Source organism: Tardiphaga sp. 215_C5_N2_1 (assembly GCF_052076055.1).
Taxonomy (GTDB): domain Bacteria; phylum Pseudomonadota; class Alphaproteobacteria; order Rhizobiales; family Xanthobacteraceae; genus Tardiphaga; species Tardiphaga robiniae.
In genome coordinates, this window is the sequence record NZ_CP197240.1 from 2,120,093 (window position 1) to 2,141,610 (window position 21,518).

Genomic DNA, 21,518 nt, shown 5'->3' on the forward strand with positions numbered 1-21,518 from the left:
CGCGCCCGTAAACGGGCTCCCGGTTGGCGCGTTTATGACGGAAGCCATGGGGCAAAGTCAACCGACCCTGGCAGGAATATCCCCCCTTCCCGACCTCTTTCCGGGGGCCCCAAATTGCCATTATTCGGCATGCGTGAGACAAGCCAGCCATGAGCGATCGAGAACGAAAACAGCGATTCCAGCGTGGACCCGACAGAGGCCGCGATGGCCAAAGCGGTCAAAACCGGGACAAACCGCGCGATCAGGGCCGGCGGCCGCCCCGACGGGGCCGGGAATCCGGCGGCGATGGCCCGGCCATTCTCTATGGCTGGCATACCGTCACCATGGCGCTGGCCAATCCGCAGCGGATCATTCGCAAGCTGATTCTGACCGAGAACGCCGCCCGGCGCCTCGCCGAGGAGAAGATCGACACCCGCGTGGCACCGGTCCTGGTCCGTCCGGACGAGATCGACCGCCGGTTGGGGCCCGATGCCGTGCATCAGGGCCTCTTGGCCGAGGTCGAACCGCTGGAATCGCCGGATCTGGACAGCCTGTCCCAGGACGGCATCGTGCTGGTGCTCGACCAGATCACCGATCCGCATAATGTCGGCGCCATCCTGCGCTCGGCCGCGGCCTTTGCAGTCAAGGCGATCATCACCACGGCCCGGCACAGCCCGGAGGCCACCGGCGTTCTCGCGAAATCCGCCTCGGGCGCACTGGAACTGGTGCCGATGATCACGGTGCCGAATCTGGCGCGGGCGCTGAACGAATTGAACGATCTCGGTTTCATGACCGTCGGTCTCGACAGCGAGGGCAGCGAAAACATCAGCGCGATCCCGCTGCAGCAACCGCTGGCGCTGGTGCTTGGCGCCGAAGGCAGCGGATTGCGGCGGCTGACGCGGGAAACCTGCAGCGTCGTCGCGCGGCTCGACATGCCCGGCGAGATCAAGAGCCTCAATGTGTCGAACGCCGCCGTGCTTGCGCTCTATGTCGGCGCCAGCAAGCTCGGACTCATGGGCTAGAGCGTTTTCGAGCGAAGTGGGTCCCGGTTCGCGTCAAGAAAACGCGTCAAAACAAGAATCCCTCTATCCAAAACGAAAACGCCCGCCCGCATTGCTGCGAGCGGGCGTTCGTCGTTCGATCAGATCAGTACGCGCGGCGATGCTGCTGCGACTGGTGATAACCACGCTGCGGTCCTGCGGCGCGCGGCGCATACATCACCTTCGGCGCGCCATAGCGATGCGCCTGATGATAACCGGTGCGCGACGCGTAGCTGCGCTGCGTAGTGCCGTAACGCGTGCGCGGCTGCATGCTGTAGCCGTAGCGATAGCTCGGGCGCGCACGATACTGGCTGCGCGACGGATAGCTGTAGATCGCCGGCGCGCGATAGGCCGGACCATAGGAGTAGTTCACCGGATTGGCATAGGGGCCGCCGTAATAGCCGCGACGATAGCCGTAACCGTAACCTTGACCGTAACCCGGGCCATAGCCGCGCCAGCCGATCGCGGTTTCCTGATAGGTCGGAACCGGCGCGAACATGCCCGGGCCGCTGAAGGTCGGGCCCTGATTAGCGTAATAATACTGACGCGCCACCGGGGTCGGATCGGGCAGCCGCTCATAACCGGCGCCATAGCCGCAGGGGCTGACATAGGCCTGACCGCAAGGCGAGCAGCCGTTTGAGGTGAACAGGCCACCGCCGCAGGCCATTGCAGGCGCTGCGCCGGCAGTGGCGGTGACAACGGCAAATGCCGCAACCCATTTTGAAATCGCGTTACGCATGAATACTCTCTCCTGTCGGGTGTCTTTTTTTGGTGTTGGTGATTGGTCGGTCAGCGTCGGAATTCCGGCGGTGCGACGATGACCTCAGGTGGATTGAACGGCACTTCATTTTGCCGCTCCATCGGCGCGGATTTCGCCGACCAGTGCTCGTGGAAGCTCTCGGCCGGCTGTGGCAATTTGCGATTGGCCGGCGGCTCGATCTCGAGGCGCCCGTAGCCGGGCTTGTGGCCGAGGCTCGGATAGTAGTGGCCGACATTCGGCACCGGATCGACGTAACGGCCGCCATAGACTGTCGGTTGAATATGAATGCCGCGCTGCAAGCCCCAATCGCCTTCGATCACGCGATAGGACGCATCGACGCCGTTGATGATGATCGGCACGCCGGGACGACCGGGCACGACGATGTTGAAACCATCGGCGGCTGCAGCCGGAAGCGTGGTCGCAATCACAAAAAGCAGTGCTGAAAGGGTTCGCATGGCCATGTCCTGCATCTCGGCGGTACGATATTCGAACGCCTGGCAGGATGGGTTAAGGGCGCGGTCTAAACTGCCGGTAAGCCTAACGCGCAAGCATCAGGCGAAGTTCAAATGCACAGGATCGCAGCGTGGATTCGTTAACGCAACGCGCCCGCACGGCGATCTGATCCCGGTCGAAAGACGTCAAGCGCGCGCCGCACACATCTTGCGCGTTGCCTTGGCAACGTGGTCTGATCCCTTCAGCCGTCGTTGTCGCAAACATCTGCAGTCGTCATGTCCGGAGAGCCCCGATGAAGTTTCTCAGTGCAGCCATCATCCTGTCGACGCTGGTCGCGACCCCTGCTTTCGCGCGACACTGGAAACATCATCACAGCGCCGAGACCTTCGTCTTTGCCGCCCCCGGCCAGCCCTACCGGATCCAGTTCGGGCACAATTACGGTCCGGGTCTGCAGCCGGGCACCTTCGCCTATTACGACGGTCCCCTCGCCGCCCGCTGCAAGCAATCGGCGGCGGCCTATCGCGGCCAGGACGGCCGGGCGTATCCCTGCTTCTGATTAAGGTTCCACAGGCCGGTTGACGGGTGGGCAGATTGGCCACTGCGATCGAACTACTCAACCTCTGCCGCGTTGCCGCGCCGGAGGTGGCACATGCCCTACGCGCTATTCGAAGACGACCAGAAGCTCAGCCAAGAATTCCCGACCGAGGAGGACGTCTGGCAACATGCCGACGAAGCCGGACTCGTTGATGTTGTGGACGGCAAGACGGTGCTGGAGGACGGCTACACTATTCAGCCGTGCAGCACCGAAGAGGACACGGGCAAGCCGATCGCGGTACCGCCGGCAGTGACCTAGGAACGACTCTCACAATCCTTGGTTGGAAGACTGAGCGTCCTGAGCGCAGGATGGACGTTCCGAAAGTCCTGCCACCTCTCTAGGGGTGGTGGGGCTTTTGCTGTCGTAGCCATTGGTATGCAGTAGCCGCACGAACTCATCCATGGACGCGTTCAGTCGCCTGGCGCGCTCTTCAGATTCGGGCGTTGAGGTGCTGCCGAAAAGCCGGGTGATGGATTCGCGAAAAGTCATGCGATTCCCCTTACTCATTGAGACGCGCTTTGGTCGCGCGAACGGCAAATTGGTTCAACTCGCCGCGGGGCTTATTTAACAGTTTAGCACACACGCCGCTTGACGGCGAATCACATGAAGGATTCTCTATCCCCATTCAGGGAGGCGGAGATGGAAGACCACTTCACTCACCAGTATTTCAGCCGGCAGTGCTTCGAGCGACATCACGCACGCGAGGTTTTGGAGCGCGCCCTCTGCGCGGGCGCCCTACTCTTTGGCCTGACGGCCTCGTTCGCAGCCTGTCTGTTTATTTGACGCCCGTTCGCCTTCGGCGAACCTCCCACAGCCAGCCGCCCAAAGGCGTCAGCAGGCCGCTTGGAGACGCATGGGCGCTGACACGACGACGGAGCCAGATTCTGCACTGTGCCCCGTTAGGCTTAACCCGCTGACGTGCTTGCACTAACGTCGCCCAATCTAAATGATGATGCCATGAGTTGGGTTGAAGAGCGCGATCGTTTAATCGCGGAGACATTGGCGTTTGTAAAAGAGGTCTCGGGCAACCAGCCCGAGCTGGCCGCGAAGTTGACCGTTGCGGTAGACGCCGAGATGAAAGCTGCTGAAAATCCGAAGCAGATTGTCCCGGAACCTGCGCAGCCGATGAAGCTGACTGATCTCCGGGAAGACATCCGGAATCGCGTGGCATCATTCAAGGCACGGCAGCAGGACATGCAGGACAAGCGGGAGGCCGATTATCAGGAGGTCATCGCAAAAGTCCGGGCTACCTTGGAACAACGTTCATAGGTTGAACCCACCGATGGCGAGCCGGTGCGAAAAGACCGTTTTGACAAGTTATTGAAATGGTGGTGCCGGTTGAGAGGATTGAACTCCCGACCTTCGGTTTACAAAACCGCTGCTCTACCGCTGAGCTAAACCGGCAACAAGATCAATGGGTTAATTGATTACCCGAGATCGAAACAGGACGTCAGGATCAGTCGCCTGCCCGCGTCGCGCAGTCAGATATCAGAGTTGTCCGGCAAGGGCTACTCCCGCGCGCGCCAAACCGGCGCACGCGCTTACAGCCACGCGTAAAGCAGCAGCAGATTGACCGCACAGGCGGCCATCAGGGCGACCGTCAGTGCCACCTGCACCCCGTCGCTGCGGATATTGTCGATCATTCTCATCGCCCGACAACCATCAAGCGATTCTGGCAAGGGAGTCTCGAACCTTATTTTTCCCGGGATTCAGGACTCGTTTACTTTCGATTCCTGGTGCGGGGGCAGCGGAGAGCTCGACTGTCTACTGCCCCGCGCTCGTCATTCCGGGGCGCGCGTCGCCGGCGAAGCCGGCAGAGCGCGAACCCGGAATCCCGCTGTGTTTGGCGCTGAACAGGTCAGGATTCCGGGTTCGCGTGCGCGAAGGTGCGCCCGCGCCCCGGAATGACGGTGGGAGGCGGGGTGGGCCCTTAACCCCTAAACATTTTTTCCTATCCCCATTGACAGCATCCCCATCAGGTTTATATTCCCCTCCGTCCTGCCCCATCGAGAGGGGCGATCGCGATCGTCACGTTCGCGGGGTGGGATGCGGTGGACGCCGGAGATGCGGCGTCACGCGGTTCATGGGGGACGTCTGTCTTCGGGCAGGACGGATCTGCGCCAGCACTGCCACTGGCAAGGAGACGGCCGGCCTTCGGATCGAAAGACCCCTGGACAGTGTGACGGACGACCAAATCGAAACGCGTTCGGCCAAGTGCTTTGCGGCTACCCTGTCCCTCCGCCCTGGGACATTAATTTTGGTGATGGGACCGTTCGCCATGGCAGATGTGCAGGCAACCGAAAAAACACCGCAGGCGGAACGTCGGGCACTTGCTCGGCGCCTCCGAAAGTCCTGATGCACTCACAATTGCGGAAGACCGCATCGCATCAGGCCCAAGGGTGCAACGGGCACCCGGCGTTCCGCACGCCCTCTCACAAGAGGGTGGGAATGCAAAGGACGACGGCGCCCCCGCGCCGCAAACAATGGGGGCGATGACGCATGTCTGAAGAGCACGTGTTGTCCAGAGCAGTGGCTGTTTGACAGTTGAATCTACGATGGCGCGATGAAGGCGCCGCACCACAGGTGTCATCCCCGGGCTTGACCCGGGGATCCAGCTTGGCCCGCACACCGTCGCACAAGACAAGGTGGATGGCCGGGTCAAGCCCGGCCATGACGTGGAGAGGATGACGATCGCATTGAAAGCGATGATCAGCGACGCGCAGCGGCACAATGACGAATCCCCACACAGAAAAAGGCCGGCGTGATGCCGGCCTTTCCGTCGAAGATTGAAGCGGCTTCGTACTTGCTCAGTACTTGGCAACCACCGGGCCGCCCCAGCCGAAGCGATAGTTCAGGCCGGCCTTGATGGTGTGCTCGTCGTTGTTGAAGCTGGTCGAGCCGCCGGGAATGGCCGTCGAGGTGATCGTGGTGTTGCCGAAGTTGTAGTACTGATATTCGACCTTGCCCGACCAGTTCGGCGAGAACATGTATTCGAGACCGCCACCGACCGTGTAGCCGTCCTTCTTGTTGCCATCGATCACAGCAACCGCGGGAGCGACAGCGGCGATGGTCAGGTTGTTGTTATCCTTCCAGGCGTAACCGCCCTTGGCGTAGAGCAGTGCCGGACCCCAGGTGTAACCGAGACGACCGGTGACCGAGCCGAGCTGATCGTTACCGCCGCCCGTGATGGTCGTGCCATTCGGGAAGACGAGGCTGGTATTGCTGCTCGCCAGCCAGCTGTACTGGGCTTCGACACCGACCACCCAGTTGGTGGCGAACTGATAGTCGAAGCCGCCCTGCACACCGCCCATGAACCGGCCGCTATCGCCGACGAGGCTGTTGCCGTCACCGAAGGCGCCGCCGAGATGGCCGCCGATGTAGAAACCGGTCCAATTGTAGACCAAAGCCGGCGCCGTATAGGCCGGGGCCTTGGTATAGGTCCGCGCCGGAAGGTCGGCAGCGAAGGCTGAAGATGAGATCGCGGCCACGGCAACGATGGCCGACGCGCTGAGCAAAAGCTTCTTCATGGTTGTTCCCCTGTGTTGCGTAATGACCATCGAAAAACAACGTGGCGGCAGTTTGGTTGCTTCACGGCAGGCGTTGCCACATCGATGTTTGCCGACTGCGACAAAGCAGCAACACTTTTGGATTTATTCATTTTCAGACGACGCGAAATGGCTTTTGGTTCAGCGCTCACGCGAACTTGATCGCGTTTTTCAGTGTCCAGATACCCACATCGGGCTGTGGCAATCTCGTGGCGACGTTGCGGTCAGTCGAGGGCGCCAACGCCGGCATCGCGCGTGCTCGCATCGAGCACCGACAGCAGATCTTAAAGAGCTGCCAACAACGCGCTACCGCGTCATCTTTTCCATTTCGGGGAACGGCGCATAGGTGGCGCCGGCACAGGCCTCAGTGACATTCTCGACAATGCGATCGAGGCGCTTGTCGACATAGGATACCGCCCGCTCCTGCGGCGCGGTGTATTTGCCGTCGAAATCCTTCGCCGTATAGCGCACGCAACTGACATAGCGCAGGCGACCGCCAACGGTGCGTTGCACCGGCTCAGCCATCATCGCGTCACGAACGCCGACCGGATTGTTTAGATAGGTCTTGAAGAACGCCAGCAGATCGACGCGATAATTGGTCGGAAATGGCTGGGCCGCAACGCCCTGGTCATCCGTGAAGCTGATGCCACCGGCGCCGCCTCCTCCGCATGCTGCAAGCCACAGCGGCAACAGCACCACTGCTGCCCGTCTCAAAGATATCCCCAAATGCCGTCTCATCCGTCGTGCCGTCTCAATTACGCAGGCGTGTCCCCGTCATGCCTCTCCTAGACGGTTCGCTCCCGAATTGGAATTCGCATCTCGGTGACGGACCCGCGCAAACGAACCGGCCTGCTGCACCTCAGGGATGTTATGCATCCCAGGGGATAGGTACAGCAGGCCGGCCGTTGAAACTCCGCGATCGCGGCTGGGCAATATGAGGCCGCGACCGCGGAGCCCCCTCAGCCGCGCTTGTGCACGACTGTGGTCTGGATGGCGGTGTGCTTGTGAACTTTGTGAACGCTCATCTTCTTGTGGAAGCGATGATGAGGACGGGCATGGCGGTGATGATGGCGGACCATTTTCGCATTTGCGTTCAGCACGCCGGGCTTGGCCTGCACCTTGTTATCGGCCGACGTCACCGGCTTGGTGATCGGCGCCGGCGTGGTCTTGGCGATACCGGCAGCCATCGCGGGAGCGGCAAGCATGGAAACTACGATCAACGCGGTGGAAATTTTCTTCAACATGGTCGTCTCCTGTCGGTCTCGATCACGAAGTTGACCGGTCGGTTGGCCGGGCTTGTCGATCAATGCAGTCAGACTAGCGACGCTGCGCTGAACCCACTCTGAGGAAGCCGGACAGGCTTCGTTCATCTCGGTGACATCCTCGTCATGATCGGCTGGGTCAGGCGTCCTGCCCCAAGTCTGCTGCCACAAGTCTGCTCCCATGCCGGCAAAGGCGGGAATGAACACCCACGCCCGGTGTTCACAACCTGAGACTTCCGTGTCAGATTATTGCTGTTGCAAACAGGAGCGCTGCATGACCCACCTCGCGATCAGGCTGACGACGCTGGCAATGTTTTCCGTGGCCGTTGCCGCCACGCCCTTCATGACCTCGGCCTATGCCGCAGGCGGCGATACGCCTTCCGCACCGCCGGCGTCCGACACCAAGGGCACCAAGGACAAGAAGAAGAAAACCGAGACCAGGAATCCGAACAGCGAGAATACCGCGTTCCTCGCCGACTATCGCGCGGCCTATGCCACGGTCTATGACAAGCAGGACTACACGGCCGCCATCGCGCAGCTCAAGGCGCTCGGCCAGGACGACCGCGCCGATGTCGCCAACCTGATCGGTTACTCCTATCGCAAGCTCGGCGACTACAAGGTCTCGCAGATCTGGTACGAGCGCGCGCTGAAGGCCGACCCCGCCCATGTCCGCACCTGGCAGTATTACGGCTTGTGGCAGGTCGAACAGGGCAACCGCGATCAGGCGCAATATCATCTCAACAAGATCGCGATGCTGAGCGGCAAGGACTCCGCCGAATATAAATCGCTCGCTGCTGCGCTTGAAAAGGCGCCCGGCTCCGGTCCCACCTACTGATCCCATTCGCGGATCAGTCAGCCGGTGCAATCCTTCGGATTGTGCCGGCTTTGTTATGGCTGAGAGATCAGCTCATATTCGCGGCTGCGACGCTCTCCTCACATTGAGACCTCTGATGGATCCCTGGCTGAAGCCCGCGCTCGACTACATCCACGACTGGCTCTCATTCCAGATGGCAACGACGCAGCAACCCGGCTGCCTCGTCGCCATCGCGCATCGCGGCAAGATCGTCGCTGAATATGCCTTCGGTCACGCCGACCTCGCGACCGGCGAGAAGCTAACGCCGCGGCATCGCTTCCGGATCGCCTCGCATTCGAAAAGCTTCACATCTGCCGGACTGATGAAGCTCCGCGAGCAACGCAAATTGCGCCTCGACGATCCCGTTGGCGACCATGTGAAAGGCCTGCATCCGCAGGTCGCTGCAACGACTATCGGACAATTACTGTCGCATAGCGCCGGCCTCACGCGCGACGGCGTCGATGCCGGGCAGTTCATCGACAGCCGCCCCTATCTCGACAAGAAGGAGCTATTGTCCGAGCTGCAGCAACCGCCCGCGATTGCGCCCGGCACGCGGCTGAAATATTCCAACCATGGCTTTGGCCTGCTCGGCCTCGTCATCGAAGCTGTCACCGGCGAGCCCTATCGCGACTGGATCAGGCGCGAGATCATTGATGAGGTCGGCCTGCGCGAGACCCAGCCCGACATGCCGCTGACAAAGGGCGCGCCCCTCGCACAAGGTCATACGCCGCGGCTTCCGCTCGACCGCCGTCTGGTCATTCCCGGCGACACGCCGTGCCACGCCATCACGCCTGCTGCGGGCTTCGTCAGCACCGCAGCCGACATCGCGCGCTTCTTCGCGCAGCTTGCACCCAATGCAAAGCACAGCGTGCTGTCTGCGGCGGGCCGGCGTGAGATGACGCGGCGGCACTGGCGCAATCCGCACGCAACTATCGAGAGCTATTACGGCCTCGGCACCATGAACGGCACCACCGCCGGCTGGGACTGGTTCGGCCACAATGGCGGATTTCATGGCTATATCTCGCGCACCGCCGTGATCCCGGCCTGCGAGCTGACGATCTCGGCTTTCACCAATGCGACCGACGGCTGGGCGCCCATCTGGGTTGATGGCGCCATGCATATCCTGCGCGCATTCGCCCAGCGCGGCGCGCCGCAGAAGCGCGTCCGCGACTGGACGGGACGCATGTGGACTTCAGGGAGCGCGTTTGATCTGGTGCCCATCGGAGACCGGGTGCTGGTCGCCACGCCTCAGGCGATCAATCCCTTCACGGACGTCGCCGAGATCGAGGTGACCGGCAAGGACAAGGGCACGATCGCCGCGGCCGCGGGTTATTCCAGTTATGGGGAAGCAGTCCGGAGGGTCCGTGGCAAGACCGGGAAAGTGACCGAGGTTTGGCTCGCCGGCAGCAAATTAAGGCCCGAAAAGGCGGTCGCGGAGGAGCTGACCCGCAAATATGGAGCAACCGGGCGCCGCTCGCCCCGTTAACGATGCGGCGCTCCCTGCAGCCCGGCCGTCTCAAAGACCTGCTATCCTTTCGCTCGACAAGCCCCAGCGAGGTCGGCTAGACGACCCCGCGCAACCACGCAGCATGAGCCGGCGATCCCCTGATGAACCCGTCCAAGCGCTATGACCGGATCGCCTTCGTGGCCAGTACCAGCGGTGAAGCGCAGGCAGCGCTCGACCAGCTGACGCAGCTCTATGGCAATGCCGATCCGGAAACCGCCGATATCATCGTCGCGCTGGGTGGCGACGGATTGATGCTGAAGACGCTGCATGACTTCATGCGCACGGGCAAACCGATCTACGGCATGCATCGCGGCACCGTCGGTTTCCTGATGAACGAGTTCTCGACGCTTGATCTGCATGCGCGCCTCACCGCGGCGCGCGAGACACTGATCAACCCGCTGCTGATGCGCGCCACGGACGTCCATGGCGGCGTACACATCCATCACGCCATCAACGAGGTCTCGCTGTTTCGCCAGACGCATCAACTGGCGCGCCTGCGCATCCTCATCGATGAACGCGAACGGATGGCCGAACTTGCCGCCGATGGCATCCTCGTGGCGACGCCGGCCGGCTCGACCGCCTATAACCTGTCGGCGCAGGGTCCGATCCTGCCGATCAATGCCGCGCTGCTGGCGCTGACGCCGATCAGCGCGTTCCGCCCACGGCGCTGGCGCGGCGCACTACTTCCCAATACGGCGATCGTCGCGATCGAGGTGCTGGAAGGCGAAAAACGCCCGGTGGCCGCCGTCGCCGACAACGAGGAAGCCCGCGACGTCCGGCGGGTCGAAATCATCTCCGACAAGTCGATCTCGATGCGCATGATGTTCGACCCCGGCCACAGCCTGGAAGAACGCATCCTGAGCGAACAGTTCGGATACTAGAATTCATCCAACTAATACCGCCGAGGGACTTATGCCGTTCGATTTCGTCCTTGTGGCAGGCCCCTTGGTCCGAGGATCAAGTTGGGAGTCGACGGCCGAACATCTGCGGGGGGCAGGATGCCATGTCCAAGTACCGGACATATTGGCTTACCATGCCTCGCCACCTGCATGGAGCGCATGGACCCAAAGTCTTCTCGATCATATCGTGCCGAGCAACCAACTGATTGTGGTGGGACATAGTTCTGCAAGTCATCTTGCTGTCGATCTGGCGACCAGGCTGCCCATGCGTGGCGTCATCATTTTCGATGGCGATGTGCCCCCATCGCATGGCGCAGCCTCACCCGTCAGACCCGCCTTGCACGACCACGTGAAAAGCCTCGCCGGTGCCGACGGGACGCTTCCGATTTGGTCACAATGGTTTTTTGGGGATGCCCGTCGCGCATCTCTGGTTGGCATTGATATCTTGGCCAGAGATCCCGTAGCCTTCGCACAATTCGAAAGTGAACTTCCCAAAATGCACGTCGATTGGTTCGATGACACGATCGAACTCCCGCGCTGGGATCATGTGCCTGCCGGCTTCATCCAGACTTCAACAATTTACGATCATGCAGCCGCAGAAGCTCAGCGACGCGCCTGGCCAGTTACGAGGCTAAATGGCACGCATTTGCATCCCATGCTCCGCCCCGCAGAGACCGCGGACGCGATTCTTGGAATATCGCGTCGACTTGGGACGTCCCCATAGCGGACTGGGCTCCTGCAGTGCCTCAACCATTCGTTAAGACGCGCCGCGGTATGGTTAACATCGGGTAACGGTCCCAGCCCGGTTCGAGCCGCATCATGTTCCGTATCGACTTCAACAAGCTGCGTTTTCTGGTCTGCGACGACAATCCGCACATGCGGCGCATCCTGCGCACGCTGCTGCATTCGTTCGGCGCCCGCGAAGTCTATGAAGCCGAGGACGGCGCCACCGCGCTGGAAATGTACAGCCACTACGTCCCCGACATCGTGATCGCCGACTGGGCGATGCCGATTTTCGACGGGCTGGAACTGGCGCAGATGATCCGGCAACCGGATTCCAAGGGCAATCCCTACGCGCCGATCATCATGCTGACCGGCCATTCCGAGAAACGCCGCATCACCATGGCGCGCGATGCCGGCGTCACCGAATTTCTGGCCAAGCCGATCTCGGCCAAGGGCCTCTATCTGCGCATTATGAGCGTGGTCGCGCATCCCCGCCCCTTCATCAAGACGAAGAATTATTTCGGGCCGGATCGCCGCCGCAACACCACCGTCGCCTATATCGGACCGGAACGCCGCAACGGCGGCGAAGCCGAGGTTCTGCAGCAGCCATCGCTGCTGGATAAAGCCCGTGTCACTGGCTAGCGCAATGTTCGGAGAAACGACCATGGCCAAGAACAAAGCGCCGGCGCCGCCGAAGGTGCAGGCTTTCGCCGATCACCAGGTCATCACGCCGCCGAACACACTGAAGCACGCGATCCGCCGCGTCATCGATCGCGAGCTCGACGATCCCGTGGCGCGCGCCGAACAGGCTCTGGCCAATCTCTCCGGCGAGTTCAAGACCTGGATGCGCAGCGAATGCGACCGCCTTGCCGCAGCATATGCCGCGATCCTGAAGAAGGGCTTCGATACGCACACCCGCGGCGAGCTGTTTCGCGCCGCTCACGACATCAAGGGCGACGCCTCGACCTTCGGCTTTCCTGCCGCTGGCGTCGCCGCCGAAAGCCTGTGCCGGATTCTCGAACACGCCCCCGATCTCGATGCGGTGCCGCCGGATCTGATCCAGCACCATATCGATGCGATCCAGGCCATCGTGCGCGAGCACAACACCATCGAGAAGGCGGGCGTGGCCAACGAACTCAGCGCCCGCCTGCGTGCTGTTGCGGATGACTATCTGACGCTAGTCAATCGGGATCGGCCGGACCATCTCGAGATGATCTCGGCGCCGAGCATCGTTCCGAAGGAATAGCGTCGCTCCGCAATTTCGTACACTCTCCACGTCATGGCCGGGCTTGACCCGGCCATCCATCTATTGAAATGCGCTGGTGTCGAACGATGGATGCCCGGCTCAAGGCCGGGCATGACGACTGAGATATTCGATGCCTACGCCGCGATCAGCTGATACTCGTCGCGCGCATTCGCCTGTTCGGCCAGTTCATCGCAGAACACCCGCGCTTCCTCGCGGGCCGATTCCGTTGCGAAGCGCCGCAGCAGGATCAACAGCGGCTCGGACGCGGCTTCATCGGTCTCACACACCGTCAACACGCGCTCGACCATGCGACGGCGCAGCCGCACCGCGCCGCCGACAGAGCCGATGAAACCGATTTCGTTGCGCGCAGCCAGCGCGGCGCGGAAGGCAGGGAATGTCGACTCCGGCAGGCCTGCGCGGGCAAGCAATGCGTTCAGCCCGGCACCGACGCCGTCATAGACCAGCGCGGCCACGCGGCTCTGCGGCAGGCCGGACAGCTCCACCAGCGCCTGGTCGAACAGGTCGAGATTGCCCGACAGCAGGGCGCGGAGGATCAGGCCGACGGTCAGTTGCCCGGCTTCGCGCAGGTGATGGACGAGATCGCGCATCTCGTCGCCGCGCGAACGCGACGCAATATTGACCGTGGAGCGCGCCATCGCCTCGTCGGCAATGCGCTCGGCACGATCCGGCGACAGCCAGTTACGCGCAACGACAAAGCGGGTCAGTGTTTCGGAGAGCTTGGCCACCAGCGCGAGACGCGTCGTCGCCGGCAGGTCGCCAAGGGCCAGCATCGCTTCGCGGATGGCGGCGAGATGACCGTGACGCTCGACGATACGATCCCAGGAGAATTGCGCCAGTTCGGCATACGGATTTTCAATGAGTTCGAGCGCCGCAGCGGCAGAGCCGACTTCGGCAATGGCGGCGCAGATCGAAATCGGCAGATTGATGCGGCGCGCGACCGCGCATTGCAGTTCGCTGTTCCCCGTCGCGACGATGTCGACCAGATCGGCATCGATCAGCAGCGGCGAATGTTCGAGCACTGGAAGCGACACACAGGGCTGATCCACCGACAGCGCCTGCACGATGGCCGGGGGCGCCGACGGCGCGCGGGCAAAAACCTGCGCCATGGCCTGGCGCACCAGCGGCGATGCGTCATCGAGCAGCATCAGCAGCGCGCCTTCGGCGGCGGCACGGTCGTCGTCTGAAAGGTCAGAAAAAATCCAGGCCCGCGCCAAAGAGCGCGTTGCCTCTGCCCGCTCGCTGGCTGGAGCGGTCCGTACCCAACTGATGAACTGCCGAACAATCATGGTTCTGCCAGCCTACGCAACAAGATCAACACCGAAACGCGATGCCACTGTCAGAGAAAATAAACCATCCCACTTAACAAACGGTTCACCATAAGCTTATGGGTTTGTTGAGGTTTTATTAAGGGATCGGACACGCGGGGAAATCTGTGGCTCCCGGTGAATATCACACACCCCGCCTCATCCTGAGGAGCGCGCCCTTGCGCGCGTCTCGAAGGATGGCCGCTAGCGGCGATGCCTGCCAACCGCTCATGGTTCGAGACGGCGCTGCGCGCCTCCTCACCATGAGGGGACGGAGCTAACTACTAAAAGTCCCGGCGCGATCACTGAACAGATCGAGCGGCTTGGGCACGCCGACTTCAGGTGCCTTCGGCAGCGACGTGGACGTCAGTGACGTGCGGTTGCCCCACAATTCCTGCACGGCCGGCGACACAGGTTGCGCACGATCACCGCCCTGGAACAGCGACCGGAAAATCGGCTGTTCCTGCGCGGCCGTCGATGACTGATCGGATGCAAAGCTTGCGACCTGCGCCGTGCTCACATCCGGGAAGCGCGACAGGAACGTCGCATTGCTGGACGGCGTCAGTGGCGAGACTGCCTGCGCCGTCACCACACCAGTAGATGCCATCGCCGTCCGTGTCGCCGTGGAATTCGCAGCACTGTCATAGCGCGCCGACAGCACCGAATAGACCTGAGACACGCTGCGCGCGCTGCCGCTCTGATCGTAGAAGATTGGCCGGTTCGCTGCGGCGGCATTCGGGAACAGCGCAGCGCCCGATGCGCTCGGATTGTTCGCCGCATTGTTGATCAGCTTCGATGCACCACTGACGCCCATGAAATGCGCCATATAGAGTTCGGCATCGCTGGGGCGACGACCGATCTCGCCAGTGAGTTTGAAACTGTTGGACTGCGTCAGCACGCCGGCCATCGCTGAACTCGCGACGGGATCGTCACGCAGTTTCAGGATCTCGGCCTTCGCAGCGGGATCGCTCACCGAATAACTGCCCGACGGCGACTTGGTGATGGCGTCGGCATATTTGCCGTAGCCGAGCTGCGTGCCGGCTTCCTTCACAGTGCCGAGCCAGGTCTGCTCGATGAACTGGAACAGGCCCTTGGCCGAGGATGTGGAAGCCGTGGCCGAGGGATTGAAATTGGATTCCATCTTGGCGGTGGCGAGCAGATATTCGAAGCTCGTGCCCGTGGTGCCGGCAGCATTCTTGATCGCGCCGGTCACCTGACTGCGCGTTGACGAGAGTGCTGATGCGAGGTTGGTCGCGTCGACCGCCATAGTGTGGTGCCCCGCTGCCGCGAAATGACTACCGGGAATCGTGCCCTGCCAGCCGCGGAAGCCGCGGACACAGTGGGACATTCATGGTTAACGAAACGCTAAGGCGGTTTTGGCGCCCAACACCTCCATCCTTGGTTGCATATTTTACAGAGCATTAACGCGAGGGTGTTTCCGTATGTGTCTGGCGGAGATTCGCTCCGTCGGCAGCGGGAATGGAGCTCACGATGGTTGCGGTCGCAAACGCGAATTCGACGTCGACCCAACCGCGGGACAAAGCGGCCCCCGCCGCCGTTGCGCCCGCCAAGCCATCCGTCTCATCCGACAAGCCTGCATCTGCGCCGGCAGCCCCTGCCGCCTTCGTATCGCTGTCAGACCGCGCCAAGGCGATTATCGAAAAGGCCAAGGCCGATCAGGCCGCGACCGAGGGACTCACCGATACATTCGACGAAATGCTGACGAAGCGGACCGACGCCCTGGCCGACCGCCTCTCCAAAGCGTTCGAGAAAATGAACATCCCGCCGGAATATGCGACGCATATGAAGGTCGACAAATTCGGCAACGTGACTGCCGAAGGCCCCTGGAAGGCCAAGATAGAGAAGATGTTCAGCGACGATCCGGCGCTCGCCAAGGAGATGAAGGAAGTCTCGGGCCTGAATGCCCTGAAGGCGGCGCAAGCTTCGCTCGATCTCTATAACGAGCAGAAAAAATCGACCAATAGTGAAGCGAAACAGGCGGAAGCCTGGAAGAACTACAATATCCGTTCGATGAACATCCAGACCCTGTCTGGCGTCATGACCATGAAGGACGGCAAGCTTCGGTCCGCCGCCGTCGATTACATGGACATGATCGCCGATCCAACCGGCATCAGCGCCGCCAAATCCCGGCAGGATTTCGCCAGCCGGCTGGCGTGACCTGAGATTAGAGCCAGTTCAGCTTCCGTAGACCGACGCCGGATCGAACACCTTGTCCGCATCGATGAACGAGACGTTCGCCGCCCCACCCTCGCCCTTGGTGATCGCGCGGTAGAAACATGAGCGACGGCCGGTGTGGCAGGCGGCTCCGCCGATCTGCTCGACCTTGATCCAAATCGCATCCTGGTCGCAATCCATCCGCATCTCCACCACGCGCTGGGTCTTGCCCGAGCTCTCGCCCTTGCGCCATAGCGCCTTGCGCGAACGGCTGTAATACCAGGCATCGCCGGTTTCGATAGTGTTGCGCAGCGCCTCTTCATTCATATGCGCCACCATCAACACGTCGCCATTCGCCACGTCGGTCGTCACGACGGTAACGAGACCGGCAGCGTCGAATTTCGGCGTGAGCACGAGGCCTTCTTCGAGATCATGGCTGTGCGCGTGCGATGTATTGGACACGGGAAAATCTCTCGCTGTGGTCGTCAAACGAAAATCGGGCGCCTGATGCGCCCGATACTCTAGCAGCAAATCACGATCGTCGCGCGATCAGCGCGACGTGGGTTTAGCGCGACATGGACTGGATCATCGACATGAACCGCGCCTGCTCGGCAGGATTGTCGCGGAAATTGCCGGTGAAACGCGTGGTGAAAGTGCGTGAGCCTTCCTTGCGGATACCGCGGGCCGACATGCAGGTGTGCTCGGCCTCGACCATCACCGCAACACCGCGCGGCTTCAGCACTTCATCGACCGCGGCAGCAAGCTGCGCGGTCAGATGCTCCTGGGTCTGCAGCCGATGGCCGAAGATATCCACGAGACGCGCCAGCTTGGAGAGACCGACGACACGCTCCACCGGTGTATAGGCAATATGCGCCTTGCCGTAGAACGGCATCATGTGATGCTCGCAATGGGAGACGAAGGCCATGTCGCGGATCAGCACGAAATCGTCATAGCCCGCGGTCTCGCCGAAGGTCCGATTCAGAACCTCGGCCGGGCACTGATGATAGCCCTGGAACAGCTCGTCATAGGCCTCGACCACGCGTCGCGGGGTGTCCATGAGGCCTTCCCGCTGCGGATTCTCGCCGATATAGGCGAGCAACGTCTGCACGGCCTGCTCTGCCTCGGCGCGCGAGGGCCGTAGCTGGTCGGGATTTACCGCCGCAGCCAGAAATTCGGCGGGATCGAGCTCCGCCGGCCGGAATTCCTGCACTTTGCTCTCGGCAGATCTGACTTCAGAAGATTTGCCATCCGGGGATTTGCCGCGAAGCGGCTTGATCACAGCGTCCATCTTTACTCCGTTCGACCGGCCCCACGGGAGGCCGGAGTGTCACCGGGCAGACGGGGCGGCAAGGCCGCCGGACGCCTGAGTCCGTCAATAAAACATCGTCTTGCGACAATAACACCGAGGCCGCCGAACTGAATTCTCAAATTCCGGCGATCTGGAGAACGCCCGGCGCTCTGTTCGCCGGGCTCCGCCCTATATAGTGGACCATTACGACTGTTGCCAGCCATCAGGCTACCCACTCATCACATTTAAATCGTTGGTCTTTTTCCTATTATTCCCAGCACGCCATTCAAGGGCAATGCGGGCAGTTCCCATGTGAGCCTAGGGTGATGACCCGATACTTCAGAACGGCACGGAGGAACAATCTTGGCAGCGCGCATCGCGTCAAACAGCTCCCCGCGCGACTCTTATGGAGGACGCAGGTTCGGAGGGAGGTGCCAGAAACAGCGCGAACGATCCGTAACCCAGGCATTGGTTGGAGGAATAGGCGATGGCGGCATCCTGTAAGTATGAAATCAGCATTCTGAAACACGACGAGCAAGAAATCGTTCTTGCTACTCATCATCCCGCCATCGGCGAATTAACGCGCGACAAGCTAGAGAGCCTTCGTTCGAGGCTAAGGGATTTTCATGGCAAGGAGCATACTCTAGCGCGGCATCGACAGCGCGAAGCAAGAGGAAAGGCCGACCCGAGGGGCAGCAGCTTTTCGGGAACAGCCGAGCATGCCACTCAGCGCAAGCAAGTCTTCGTTGCTGCTATAAAACGCGTTAGCAAGGAGCTAAAGCGCCTGCAGAACTTCGAAGTGAAAAAGGAACTCGGAGAGGCCGCCAGGCGCGCATTGGCCCTGCGACGGGCACAGCAATTCTCTCGACCGCAGAATGATCTTCGCCCTGGTGAAGGAATGCGCTCCATCCCGAGCCGGCGCCGGAATATCAAGATTCCTCCTTCACGGATTGGGAGGGTGTCGCAGGCGAACAAGCGCGCGCAGGCTCGGCGCGACGTCAGCCGCTGAAGCGATTAAGCGGCGCGGAGGGATCCGAGATTCTTTTTGTCTGTCCCAAGGACGAGCGCCGGCTGATCGGAGGCATCGAGCCTTTGGATCTGTTCCCGTCACGGATCGCATGTAATCCGATCGACGTGCCTTCCTTCAGAAGATGTTGGGCGGTCGCTAGAGTGTCCCTACATGAGGGAGACGGCTGCGACGTGCAAAATCCGTGCGTCGCCAAAAACATAACTGCTCACAGACCATTGAAACTGCTAATCTTTTATTTCATGGAATGGACGCTATATAGAGTCCAGTTCCTCGCGCGCCAAGGACGTGATCCCGGTGACCGATGGCACAGTTAAGGTCTGAACCAGATGCTGAACGACATCTATAACAAGCGCATCATCGAGCTCGCCGGTAACATTCCCCGGCTGGGCCGCCTCCCTGCCCCCGATGCGTCAGCCACCGCCCATTCCAAGCTCTGCGGATCGACCGTCAAGATCGATCTCATGATGGATGCCGATGTGGTCACCGACTTCGCCCATGACGTGAAGGCTTGCGCGCTTGGCCAAGCCTCGTCGTCGATCATGGCGCGTCATGTGGTGGGCTCGACTGCCGAAGAATTGCGTGCGCTGCGCGAGACCGTGCGCAAGATGCTGAAGGAAAACGGCGCACCGCCATCGGACGGAAAGTGGGCAGATATCGCCCTGCTCGAACCGGTGCGCGACTACAAGGCGCGCCACGCCTCGACGCTTCTCACATTCGATGCGGTCGTGGACGCCATTGGGCAGATTGAAGCCAAGTCAAACACCGGAGCCAGTCAGCCGACGCCGGCATAACGCCAGCGCGGCTATTTCCCTGACGGTGCCGATGCGACGCCGCCAGTCGGCACCGAGGCCTCGGCCGTCTTGGTCGACTTCGTCGAAGACACGACCGGCGCCGAAGCGACCGGGGTGTTTTCATTCTCCGGCCCGCTCACGAAACGATCCTGTACCGACTTCGGCACCAGTGATGCAACCGGCGCCTCCTGCTCGCGAGGCTCGGGCAACACATCACCGACACTATGGCTGGTGACCAGATTGGTCAGCTTCAACTCGGCTTCCGTAAGCCGATGCAGATCGTCCCACGGCGGCACGCTGAGCGACAATGACAAGAGATCGCCCGTGCCTCCCATGTCGAAGGTGTATTGGGCGAGACGGCCGATATCCCGCTCGACGATCATCAGATCATTTGCCGTATAGCTCGCAGCCTTCGGGTCGTCGGCGCGGTCGCCCATCCAGATTTGATGGACGCGCACAAGGGATTCTTCGGCCACATAGCGGGTCTTGCCCGCCAGCAGCAGGAACACGCACATGGATTCGCAATAGGCCTGCGGCACGACCGCCGGCTTCATGACGCCCGAGGTTGATTGCAGGTCGACCGTGATACCGACTGTGGTGCGCAGACCAAGCTTGCGCCAGCGCCGGCCCATGGTGATGGCGTCATTGACCGAGCCGCCGCTGGAATCCAGCACCACTGTCGCGTCAGTCAGATCGCGGCCTTTGGAAAACTCGTCGAAATCCCTGACGGTGTCGCCGGTGACAATCCCCACCGCGCCGATCCAGCCACGGCAATTCGGCTCGCAGGCGACCCAAGTGAAGCGCATCGGGAGTTTGCGTTCTTCGAGAACGGCTGCAGCTTGGGCAGACGACGCGACCGAAGCCAGCAGGCCGGCCGCGAGTCCGGGAAGAACGATGCAAAAGGCCGCGGCGCGAAACAGCGCCGAACTACCTGATCGAAGCGACCTCATACGTCCCAAGTCGGTTCCTTCCCCGCACTCTCATGAGCAATGGCAACGGCCCCAAACAACGCTCATGATTCTGTCACACGGGCGTTAAGTGAAAACCTAACGAGCTTCGCCGCAGCGTCCAGTTACTTTTGCTGCACTGCATGCAATAAATTGGCAGGTGTGTCTCCAATGCATAAGTAGATGGGTTCCACGCAAAGGAACCGGGCAAAACCCGGCTGATCTGATAGCAATCCGACCATGAAACATTCATCCATGTGCCCGAACTGCGTCGGTACTATTCAACGGCTGCCGCGCAATGCCGGTCGCGGCATGATCTGGATATACCGCCACACGCTGTCGCCGCTGGTCGGATACAATTGCCGTCACCTCCCGACCTGCTCGGTCTATGGCGACGAAGCGATCGAGCGCTATGGATTGTGGGCCGGCGGCTGGATGACACTGGCCCGGCTGCTCCGCTGCCAGCCATGGGGCACTTCGGGTATCGATAACGTGCCGGTCAAGCTGTCACCCGATGCCCGTTGGTACACACCGTGGCGCTACGCGCGCTGGCGCGGTGTCAATGACGGCGCGAACTAGAAGCTTACGCAGGCATTGCCGACCTTCGTGAGCACCGACTGCTGACTGAACTGCCGCTTATAGCTGTCCGCGATGGCAACGAGATCGGCACGTTTCTGAGCGTCGTCAGCGAAAGTGATCAGAACGACCTTTGCCCTTTCGCGGACATCAACATTACGCACGCCGTCGCGCCACTGCCCGTCTCCATCGATGACGGTGAGACCATCGGGAAAGCGAGGCGTGATTTCCCTTGCGACGAAATTTGCAAATGCAGATTCGCTGATACCAGGCCGATCGCCAATGTTACGGCCGAAGATCATCTCCGCAGACACCATGACGCGCGACGGCGGCAGACACGCTTGCGGCGGCAGCCATGCACAGCCGCTCATCAGCACACTGACTGTTAATGTAGCAAGGCATGCGGAGAACAGTTGGCGGATATGTCGCGGCACGCCGAACCTCAAATTATCAAAGCTATTTTTACAAAATGCCTACTGGTGGGATTGTTGAATAACATTTGATACCATAGGGTGCCGCCACTT

At 61.2% G+C, this 21,518-nt stretch carries 26 protein-coding genes and 1 tRNA gene; 14 read left to right on the forward strand and 13 right to left on the reverse strand.

Annotation, left to right across the window (positions count from 1 at the left end; translation table 11 throughout):
• Window positions 1–149: 149 nt before the first annotated feature.
• Entirely contained in the window at window positions 150–1,001 is an 852-nt protein-coding gene (rlmB, locus tag AB7828_RS10170) for a 23S rRNA (guanosine(2251)-2'-O)-methyltransferase RlmB (protein ID WP_441230076.1), read from the forward strand.
• Window positions 1,002–1,125: 124 nt separating this feature from the next.
• On the opposite strand, the gene AB7828_RS10175 is transcribed toward rlmB, so the two are convergent.
• Window positions 1,126–1,758, reverse strand: coding sequence for a hypothetical protein (locus tag AB7828_RS10175; protein WP_441230077.1), 633 nt, complete (start codon window positions 1,756–1,758; stop codon window positions 1,126–1,128).
• Window positions 1,759–1,808: 50 nt separating this feature from the next.
• Window positions 1,809–2,234, reverse strand: coding sequence for a hypothetical protein (locus tag AB7828_RS10180; RefSeq protein ID WP_441230078.1), 426 nt, complete (start codon window positions 2,232–2,234; stop codon window positions 1,809–1,811).
• Window positions 2,235–2,524: 290 nt separating this feature from the next.
• Between AB7828_RS10180 and AB7828_RS10185 the strand changes: the two genes are divergently transcribed.
• Both AB7828_RS10185 and AB7828_RS10190 read left to right on the forward strand, forming a co-directional pair.
• Window positions 2,525–2,788 (forward strand): hypothetical protein, encoded by a 264-nt coding sequence (locus AB7828_RS10185; protein WP_093762074.1) that lies wholly within the window; start codon window positions 2,525–2,527, stop codon window positions 2,786–2,788.
• Between the two features lie 93 nt (window positions 2,789–2,881).
• Entirely contained in the window at window positions 2,882–3,085 is a 204-nt protein-coding gene (locus tag AB7828_RS10190) for a hypothetical protein (protein WP_089264883.1), read from the forward strand.
• A gap of 9 nt (window positions 3,086–3,094) precedes the next feature.
• Here the strand turns inward: AB7828_RS10190 and AB7828_RS10195 are convergent, their stop codons facing one another.
• Window positions 3,095–3,316, reverse strand: a complete 222-nt coding sequence (locus tag AB7828_RS10195; RefSeq protein ID WP_147421754.1) for a hypothetical protein — start codon at window positions 3,314–3,316, stop codon at window positions 3,095–3,097.
• A 468-nt stretch (window positions 3,317–3,784) separates the two neighbouring features.
• On the opposite strand from AB7828_RS10195, the gene AB7828_RS10200 reads away from it, so the two are divergent.
• Window positions 3,785–4,096, forward strand: a complete 312-nt coding sequence (locus tag AB7828_RS10200) for a hypothetical protein (RefSeq protein WP_439058943.1) — start codon at window positions 3,785–3,787, stop codon at window positions 4,094–4,096.
• Between the two features lie 60 nt (window positions 4,097–4,156).
• On the opposite strand, the gene AB7828_RS10205 is transcribed toward AB7828_RS10200, so the two are convergent.
• From AB7828_RS10205 to AB7828_RS10220, 4 genes are all read right to left on the reverse strand, one after another.
• Window positions 4,157–4,231 (reverse strand) — tRNA-Thr (locus tag AB7828_RS10205).
• Between the two features lie 1,403 nt (window positions 4,232–5,634).
• On the reverse strand, window positions 5,635–6,354 hold the full coding sequence (locus tag AB7828_RS10210) for an outer membrane protein (RefSeq protein WP_089264886.1): 720 nt from the start codon (window positions 6,352–6,354) through the stop codon (window positions 5,635–5,637).
• 324 nt (window positions 6,355–6,678) lie between these two features.
• Window positions 6,679–7,110, reverse strand: a complete 432-nt coding sequence (locus AB7828_RS10215) for a hypothetical protein (protein ID WP_441230079.1) — start codon at window positions 7,108–7,110, stop codon at window positions 6,679–6,681.
• 221 nt (window positions 7,111–7,331) lie between these two features.
• Window positions 7,332–7,616 carry a His-rich protein BRANT gene (locus AB7828_RS10220; protein WP_089264888.1) on the reverse strand — a complete coding sequence of 95 codons (285 nt, stop codon included), beginning with the start codon at window positions 7,614–7,616 and terminating at the stop codon, window positions 7,332–7,334.
• Between the two features lie 292 nt (window positions 7,617–7,908).
• Here AB7828_RS10220 and AB7828_RS10225 point away from each other — a divergent pair, with 292 nt between their 5' ends.
• The 6 genes from AB7828_RS10225 (at window position 7,909) to AB7828_RS10250 (ending at window position 12,862) form a co-directional block, all read left to right on the forward strand.
• Window positions 7,909–8,469 carry a tetratricopeptide repeat protein gene (locus AB7828_RS10225; RefSeq protein ID WP_441230080.1) on the forward strand — a complete coding sequence of 187 codons (561 nt, stop codon included), beginning with the start codon at window positions 7,909–7,911 and terminating at the stop codon, window positions 8,467–8,469.
• Between the two features lie 115 nt (window positions 8,470–8,584).
• Window positions 8,585–9,973, forward strand: coding sequence for a serine hydrolase domain-containing protein (locus tag AB7828_RS10230; protein ID WP_441230081.1), 1,389 nt, complete (start codon window positions 8,585–8,587; stop codon window positions 9,971–9,973).
• 122 nt (window positions 9,974–10,095) lie between these two features.
• Window positions 10,096–10,875, forward strand: coding sequence for an NAD kinase (locus tag AB7828_RS10235; protein ID WP_093762060.1), 780 nt, complete (start codon window positions 10,096–10,098; stop codon window positions 10,873–10,875).
• Between the two features lie 31 nt (window positions 10,876–10,906).
• The gene (locus AB7828_RS10240) at window positions 10,907–11,617 is read left to right on the forward strand and encodes an alpha/beta hydrolase (RefSeq protein ID WP_441230082.1); all 711 of its coding nucleotides are present in this window, start codon (window positions 10,907–10,909) and stop codon (window positions 11,615–11,617) included.
• Window positions 11,618–11,712: 95 nt separating this feature from the next.
• A complete protein-coding gene (locus AB7828_RS10245; RefSeq protein WP_068731951.1) occupies window positions 11,713–12,258 on the forward strand; it encodes a response regulator in 546 nt (181 codons plus the stop codon).
• Between the two features lie 22 nt (window positions 12,259–12,280).
• Entirely contained in the window at window positions 12,281–12,862 is a 582-nt protein-coding gene (locus tag AB7828_RS10250; RefSeq protein WP_441230083.1) for an Hpt domain-containing protein, read from the forward strand.
• Window positions 12,863–12,996: 134 nt separating this feature from the next.
• Here AB7828_RS10250 and AB7828_RS10255 read toward each other — a convergent pair whose 3' ends face one another.
• Both AB7828_RS10255 and AB7828_RS10260 read right to left on the reverse strand, forming a co-directional pair.
• The gene (locus AB7828_RS10255; RefSeq protein WP_093762054.1) at window positions 12,997–14,169 is read right to left on the reverse strand and encodes a DUF2336 domain-containing protein; all 1,173 of its coding nucleotides are present in this window, start codon (window positions 14,167–14,169) and stop codon (window positions 12,997–12,999) included.
• Window positions 14,170–14,464: 295 nt separating this feature from the next.
• Window positions 14,465–15,454 carry a transglycosylase SLT domain-containing protein gene (locus AB7828_RS10260; RefSeq protein WP_441232218.1) on the reverse strand — a complete coding sequence of 330 codons (990 nt, stop codon included), beginning with the start codon at window positions 15,452–15,454 and terminating at the stop codon, window positions 14,465–14,467.
• A 224-nt stretch (window positions 15,455–15,678) separates the two neighbouring features.
• Here AB7828_RS10260 and AB7828_RS10265 point away from each other — a divergent pair, with 224 nt between their 5' ends.
• Window positions 15,679–16,365 (forward strand): hypothetical protein, encoded by a 687-nt coding sequence (locus tag AB7828_RS10265; protein WP_441230084.1) that lies wholly within the window; start codon window positions 15,679–15,681, stop codon window positions 16,363–16,365.
• 18 nt (window positions 16,366–16,383) lie between these two features.
• Here AB7828_RS10265 and hisI read toward each other — a convergent pair whose 3' ends face one another.
• Window positions 16,384–16,824 (reverse strand): phosphoribosyl-AMP cyclohydrolase, encoded by a 441-nt coding sequence (gene hisI / locus AB7828_RS10270; RefSeq protein ID WP_441230085.1) that lies wholly within the window; start codon window positions 16,822–16,824, stop codon window positions 16,384–16,386.
• Between the two features lie 103 nt (window positions 16,825–16,927).
• Window positions 16,928–17,650, reverse strand: coding sequence for a GTP cyclohydrolase I FolE (gene folE / locus AB7828_RS10275; RefSeq protein WP_089264896.1), 723 nt, complete (start codon window positions 17,648–17,650; stop codon window positions 16,928–16,930).
• A 487-nt stretch (window positions 17,651–18,137) separates the two neighbouring features.
• Between folE and AB7828_RS10280 the strand changes: the two genes are divergently transcribed.
• On the forward strand, window positions 18,138–18,659 hold the full coding sequence (locus tag AB7828_RS10280) for a hypothetical protein (protein ID WP_441230086.1): 522 nt from the start codon (window positions 18,138–18,140) through the stop codon (window positions 18,657–18,659).
• 347 nt (window positions 18,660–19,006) lie between these two features.
• A complete protein-coding gene (locus AB7828_RS10285) occupies window positions 19,007–19,471 on the forward strand; it encodes an iron-sulfur cluster assembly scaffold protein (RefSeq protein WP_120286909.1) in 465 nt (154 codons plus the stop codon).
• 11 nt (window positions 19,472–19,482) lie between these two features.
• Here the strand turns inward: AB7828_RS10285 and AB7828_RS10290 are convergent, their stop codons facing one another.
• Window positions 19,483–20,421, reverse strand: coding sequence for a hypothetical protein (locus AB7828_RS10290; protein ID WP_441232219.1), 939 nt, complete (start codon window positions 20,419–20,421; stop codon window positions 19,483–19,485).
• Between the two features lie 237 nt (window positions 20,422–20,658).
• Between AB7828_RS10290 and yidD the strand changes: the two genes are divergently transcribed.
• Window positions 20,659–20,997 (forward strand): membrane protein insertion efficiency factor YidD, encoded by a 339-nt coding sequence (yidD, locus tag AB7828_RS10295; RefSeq protein ID WP_093762046.1) that lies wholly within the window; start codon window positions 20,659–20,661, stop codon window positions 20,995–20,997.
• On the opposite strand, the gene AB7828_RS10300 is transcribed toward yidD, so the two are convergent.
• Window positions 20,994–21,428, reverse strand: coding sequence for a DUF3574 domain-containing protein (locus tag AB7828_RS10300; RefSeq protein WP_439077633.1), 435 nt, complete (start codon window positions 21,426–21,428; stop codon window positions 20,994–20,996). The two genes, yidD and AB7828_RS10300, sit on opposite strands and share 4 nt — an antisense overlap.
• Between the last annotated feature and the right edge of the window lie 90 nt (window positions 21,429–21,518).

Excerpts from the sequence above, each read along its gene's own strand:
- rlmB (WP_441230076.1), top strand. The coding sequence starts at position 150 with ATGAGCGATCGAGAACGAAAACAGCGATTCCAGCGTGGACCCGACAGA.
- AB7828_RS10175 (WP_441230077.1), bottom strand. The coding sequence starts at position 1,758 with ATGCGTAACGCGATTTCAAAATGGGTTGCGGCATTTGCCGTTGTCACC.
- AB7828_RS10180 (WP_441230078.1), bottom strand. The coding sequence starts at position 2,234 with ATGCGAACCCTTTCAGCACTGCTTTTTGTGATTGCGACCACGCTTCCG.
- AB7828_RS10185 (WP_093762074.1), top strand. The coding sequence starts at position 2,525 with ATGAAGTTTCTCAGTGCAGCCATCATCCTGTCGACGCTGGTCGCGACC.
- AB7828_RS10190 (WP_089264883.1), top strand. The coding sequence starts at position 2,882 with ATGCCCTACGCGCTATTCGAAGACGACCAGAAGCTCAGCCAAGAATTC.
- AB7828_RS10195 (WP_147421754.1), bottom strand. The coding sequence starts at position 3,316 with ATGACTTTTCGCGAATCCATCACCCGGCTTTTCGGCAGCACCTCAACG.
- AB7828_RS10200 (WP_439058943.1), top strand. The coding sequence starts at position 3,785 with ATGAGTTGGGTTGAAGAGCGCGATCGTTTAATCGCGGAGACATTGGCG.
- AB7828_RS10210 (WP_089264886.1), bottom strand. The coding sequence starts at position 6,354 with ATGAAGAAGCTTTTGCTCAGCGCGTCGGCCATCGTTGCCGTGGCCGCG.
- AB7828_RS10215 (WP_441230079.1), bottom strand. The coding sequence starts at position 7,110 with ATGAGACGGCATTTGGGGATATCTTTGAGACGGGCAGCAGTGGTGCTG.
- AB7828_RS10220 (WP_089264888.1), bottom strand. The coding sequence starts at position 7,616 with ATGTTGAAGAAAATTTCCACCGCGTTGATCGTAGTTTCCATGCTTGCC.
- AB7828_RS10225 (WP_441230080.1), top strand. The coding sequence starts at position 7,909 with ATGACCCACCTCGCGATCAGGCTGACGACGCTGGCAATGTTTTCCGTG.
- AB7828_RS10230 (WP_441230081.1), top strand. The coding sequence starts at position 8,585 with ATGGATCCCTGGCTGAAGCCCGCGCTCGACTACATCCACGACTGGCTC.
- AB7828_RS10235 (WP_093762060.1), top strand. The coding sequence starts at position 10,096 with ATGAACCCGTCCAAGCGCTATGACCGGATCGCCTTCGTGGCCAGTACC.
- AB7828_RS10240 (WP_441230082.1), top strand. The coding sequence starts at position 10,907 with ATGCCGTTCGATTTCGTCCTTGTGGCAGGCCCCTTGGTCCGAGGATCA.
- AB7828_RS10245 (WP_068731951.1), top strand. The coding sequence starts at position 11,713 with ATGTTCCGTATCGACTTCAACAAGCTGCGTTTTCTGGTCTGCGACGAC.
- AB7828_RS10250 (WP_441230083.1), top strand. The coding sequence starts at position 12,281 with ATGGCCAAGAACAAAGCGCCGGCGCCGCCGAAGGTGCAGGCTTTCGCC.
- AB7828_RS10255 (WP_093762054.1), bottom strand. The coding sequence starts at position 14,169 with ATGATTGTTCGGCAGTTCATCAGTTGGGTACGGACCGCTCCAGCCAGC.
- AB7828_RS10260 (WP_441232218.1), bottom strand. The coding sequence starts at position 15,454 with ATGGCGGTCGACGCGACCAACCTCGCATCAGCACTCTCGTCAACGCGC.
- AB7828_RS10265 (WP_441230084.1), top strand. The coding sequence starts at position 15,679 with ATGGTTGCGGTCGCAAACGCGAATTCGACGTCGACCCAACCGCGGGAC.
- folE (WP_089264896.1), bottom strand. The coding sequence starts at position 17,650 with ATGGACGCTGTGATCAAGCCGCTTCGCGGCAAATCCCCGGATGGCAAA.
- AB7828_RS10280 (WP_441230086.1), top strand. The coding sequence starts at position 18,138 with ATGGCGGCATCCTGTAAGTATGAAATCAGCATTCTGAAACACGACGAG.
- AB7828_RS10285 (WP_120286909.1), top strand. The coding sequence starts at position 19,007 with ATGCTGAACGACATCTATAACAAGCGCATCATCGAGCTCGCCGGTAAC.
- AB7828_RS10290 (WP_441232219.1), bottom strand. The coding sequence starts at position 20,421 with ATGAGGTCGCTTCGATCAGGTAGTTCGGCGCTGTTTCGCGCCGCGGCC.
- yidD (WP_093762046.1), top strand. The coding sequence starts at position 20,659 with ATGAAACATTCATCCATGTGCCCGAACTGCGTCGGTACTATTCAACGG.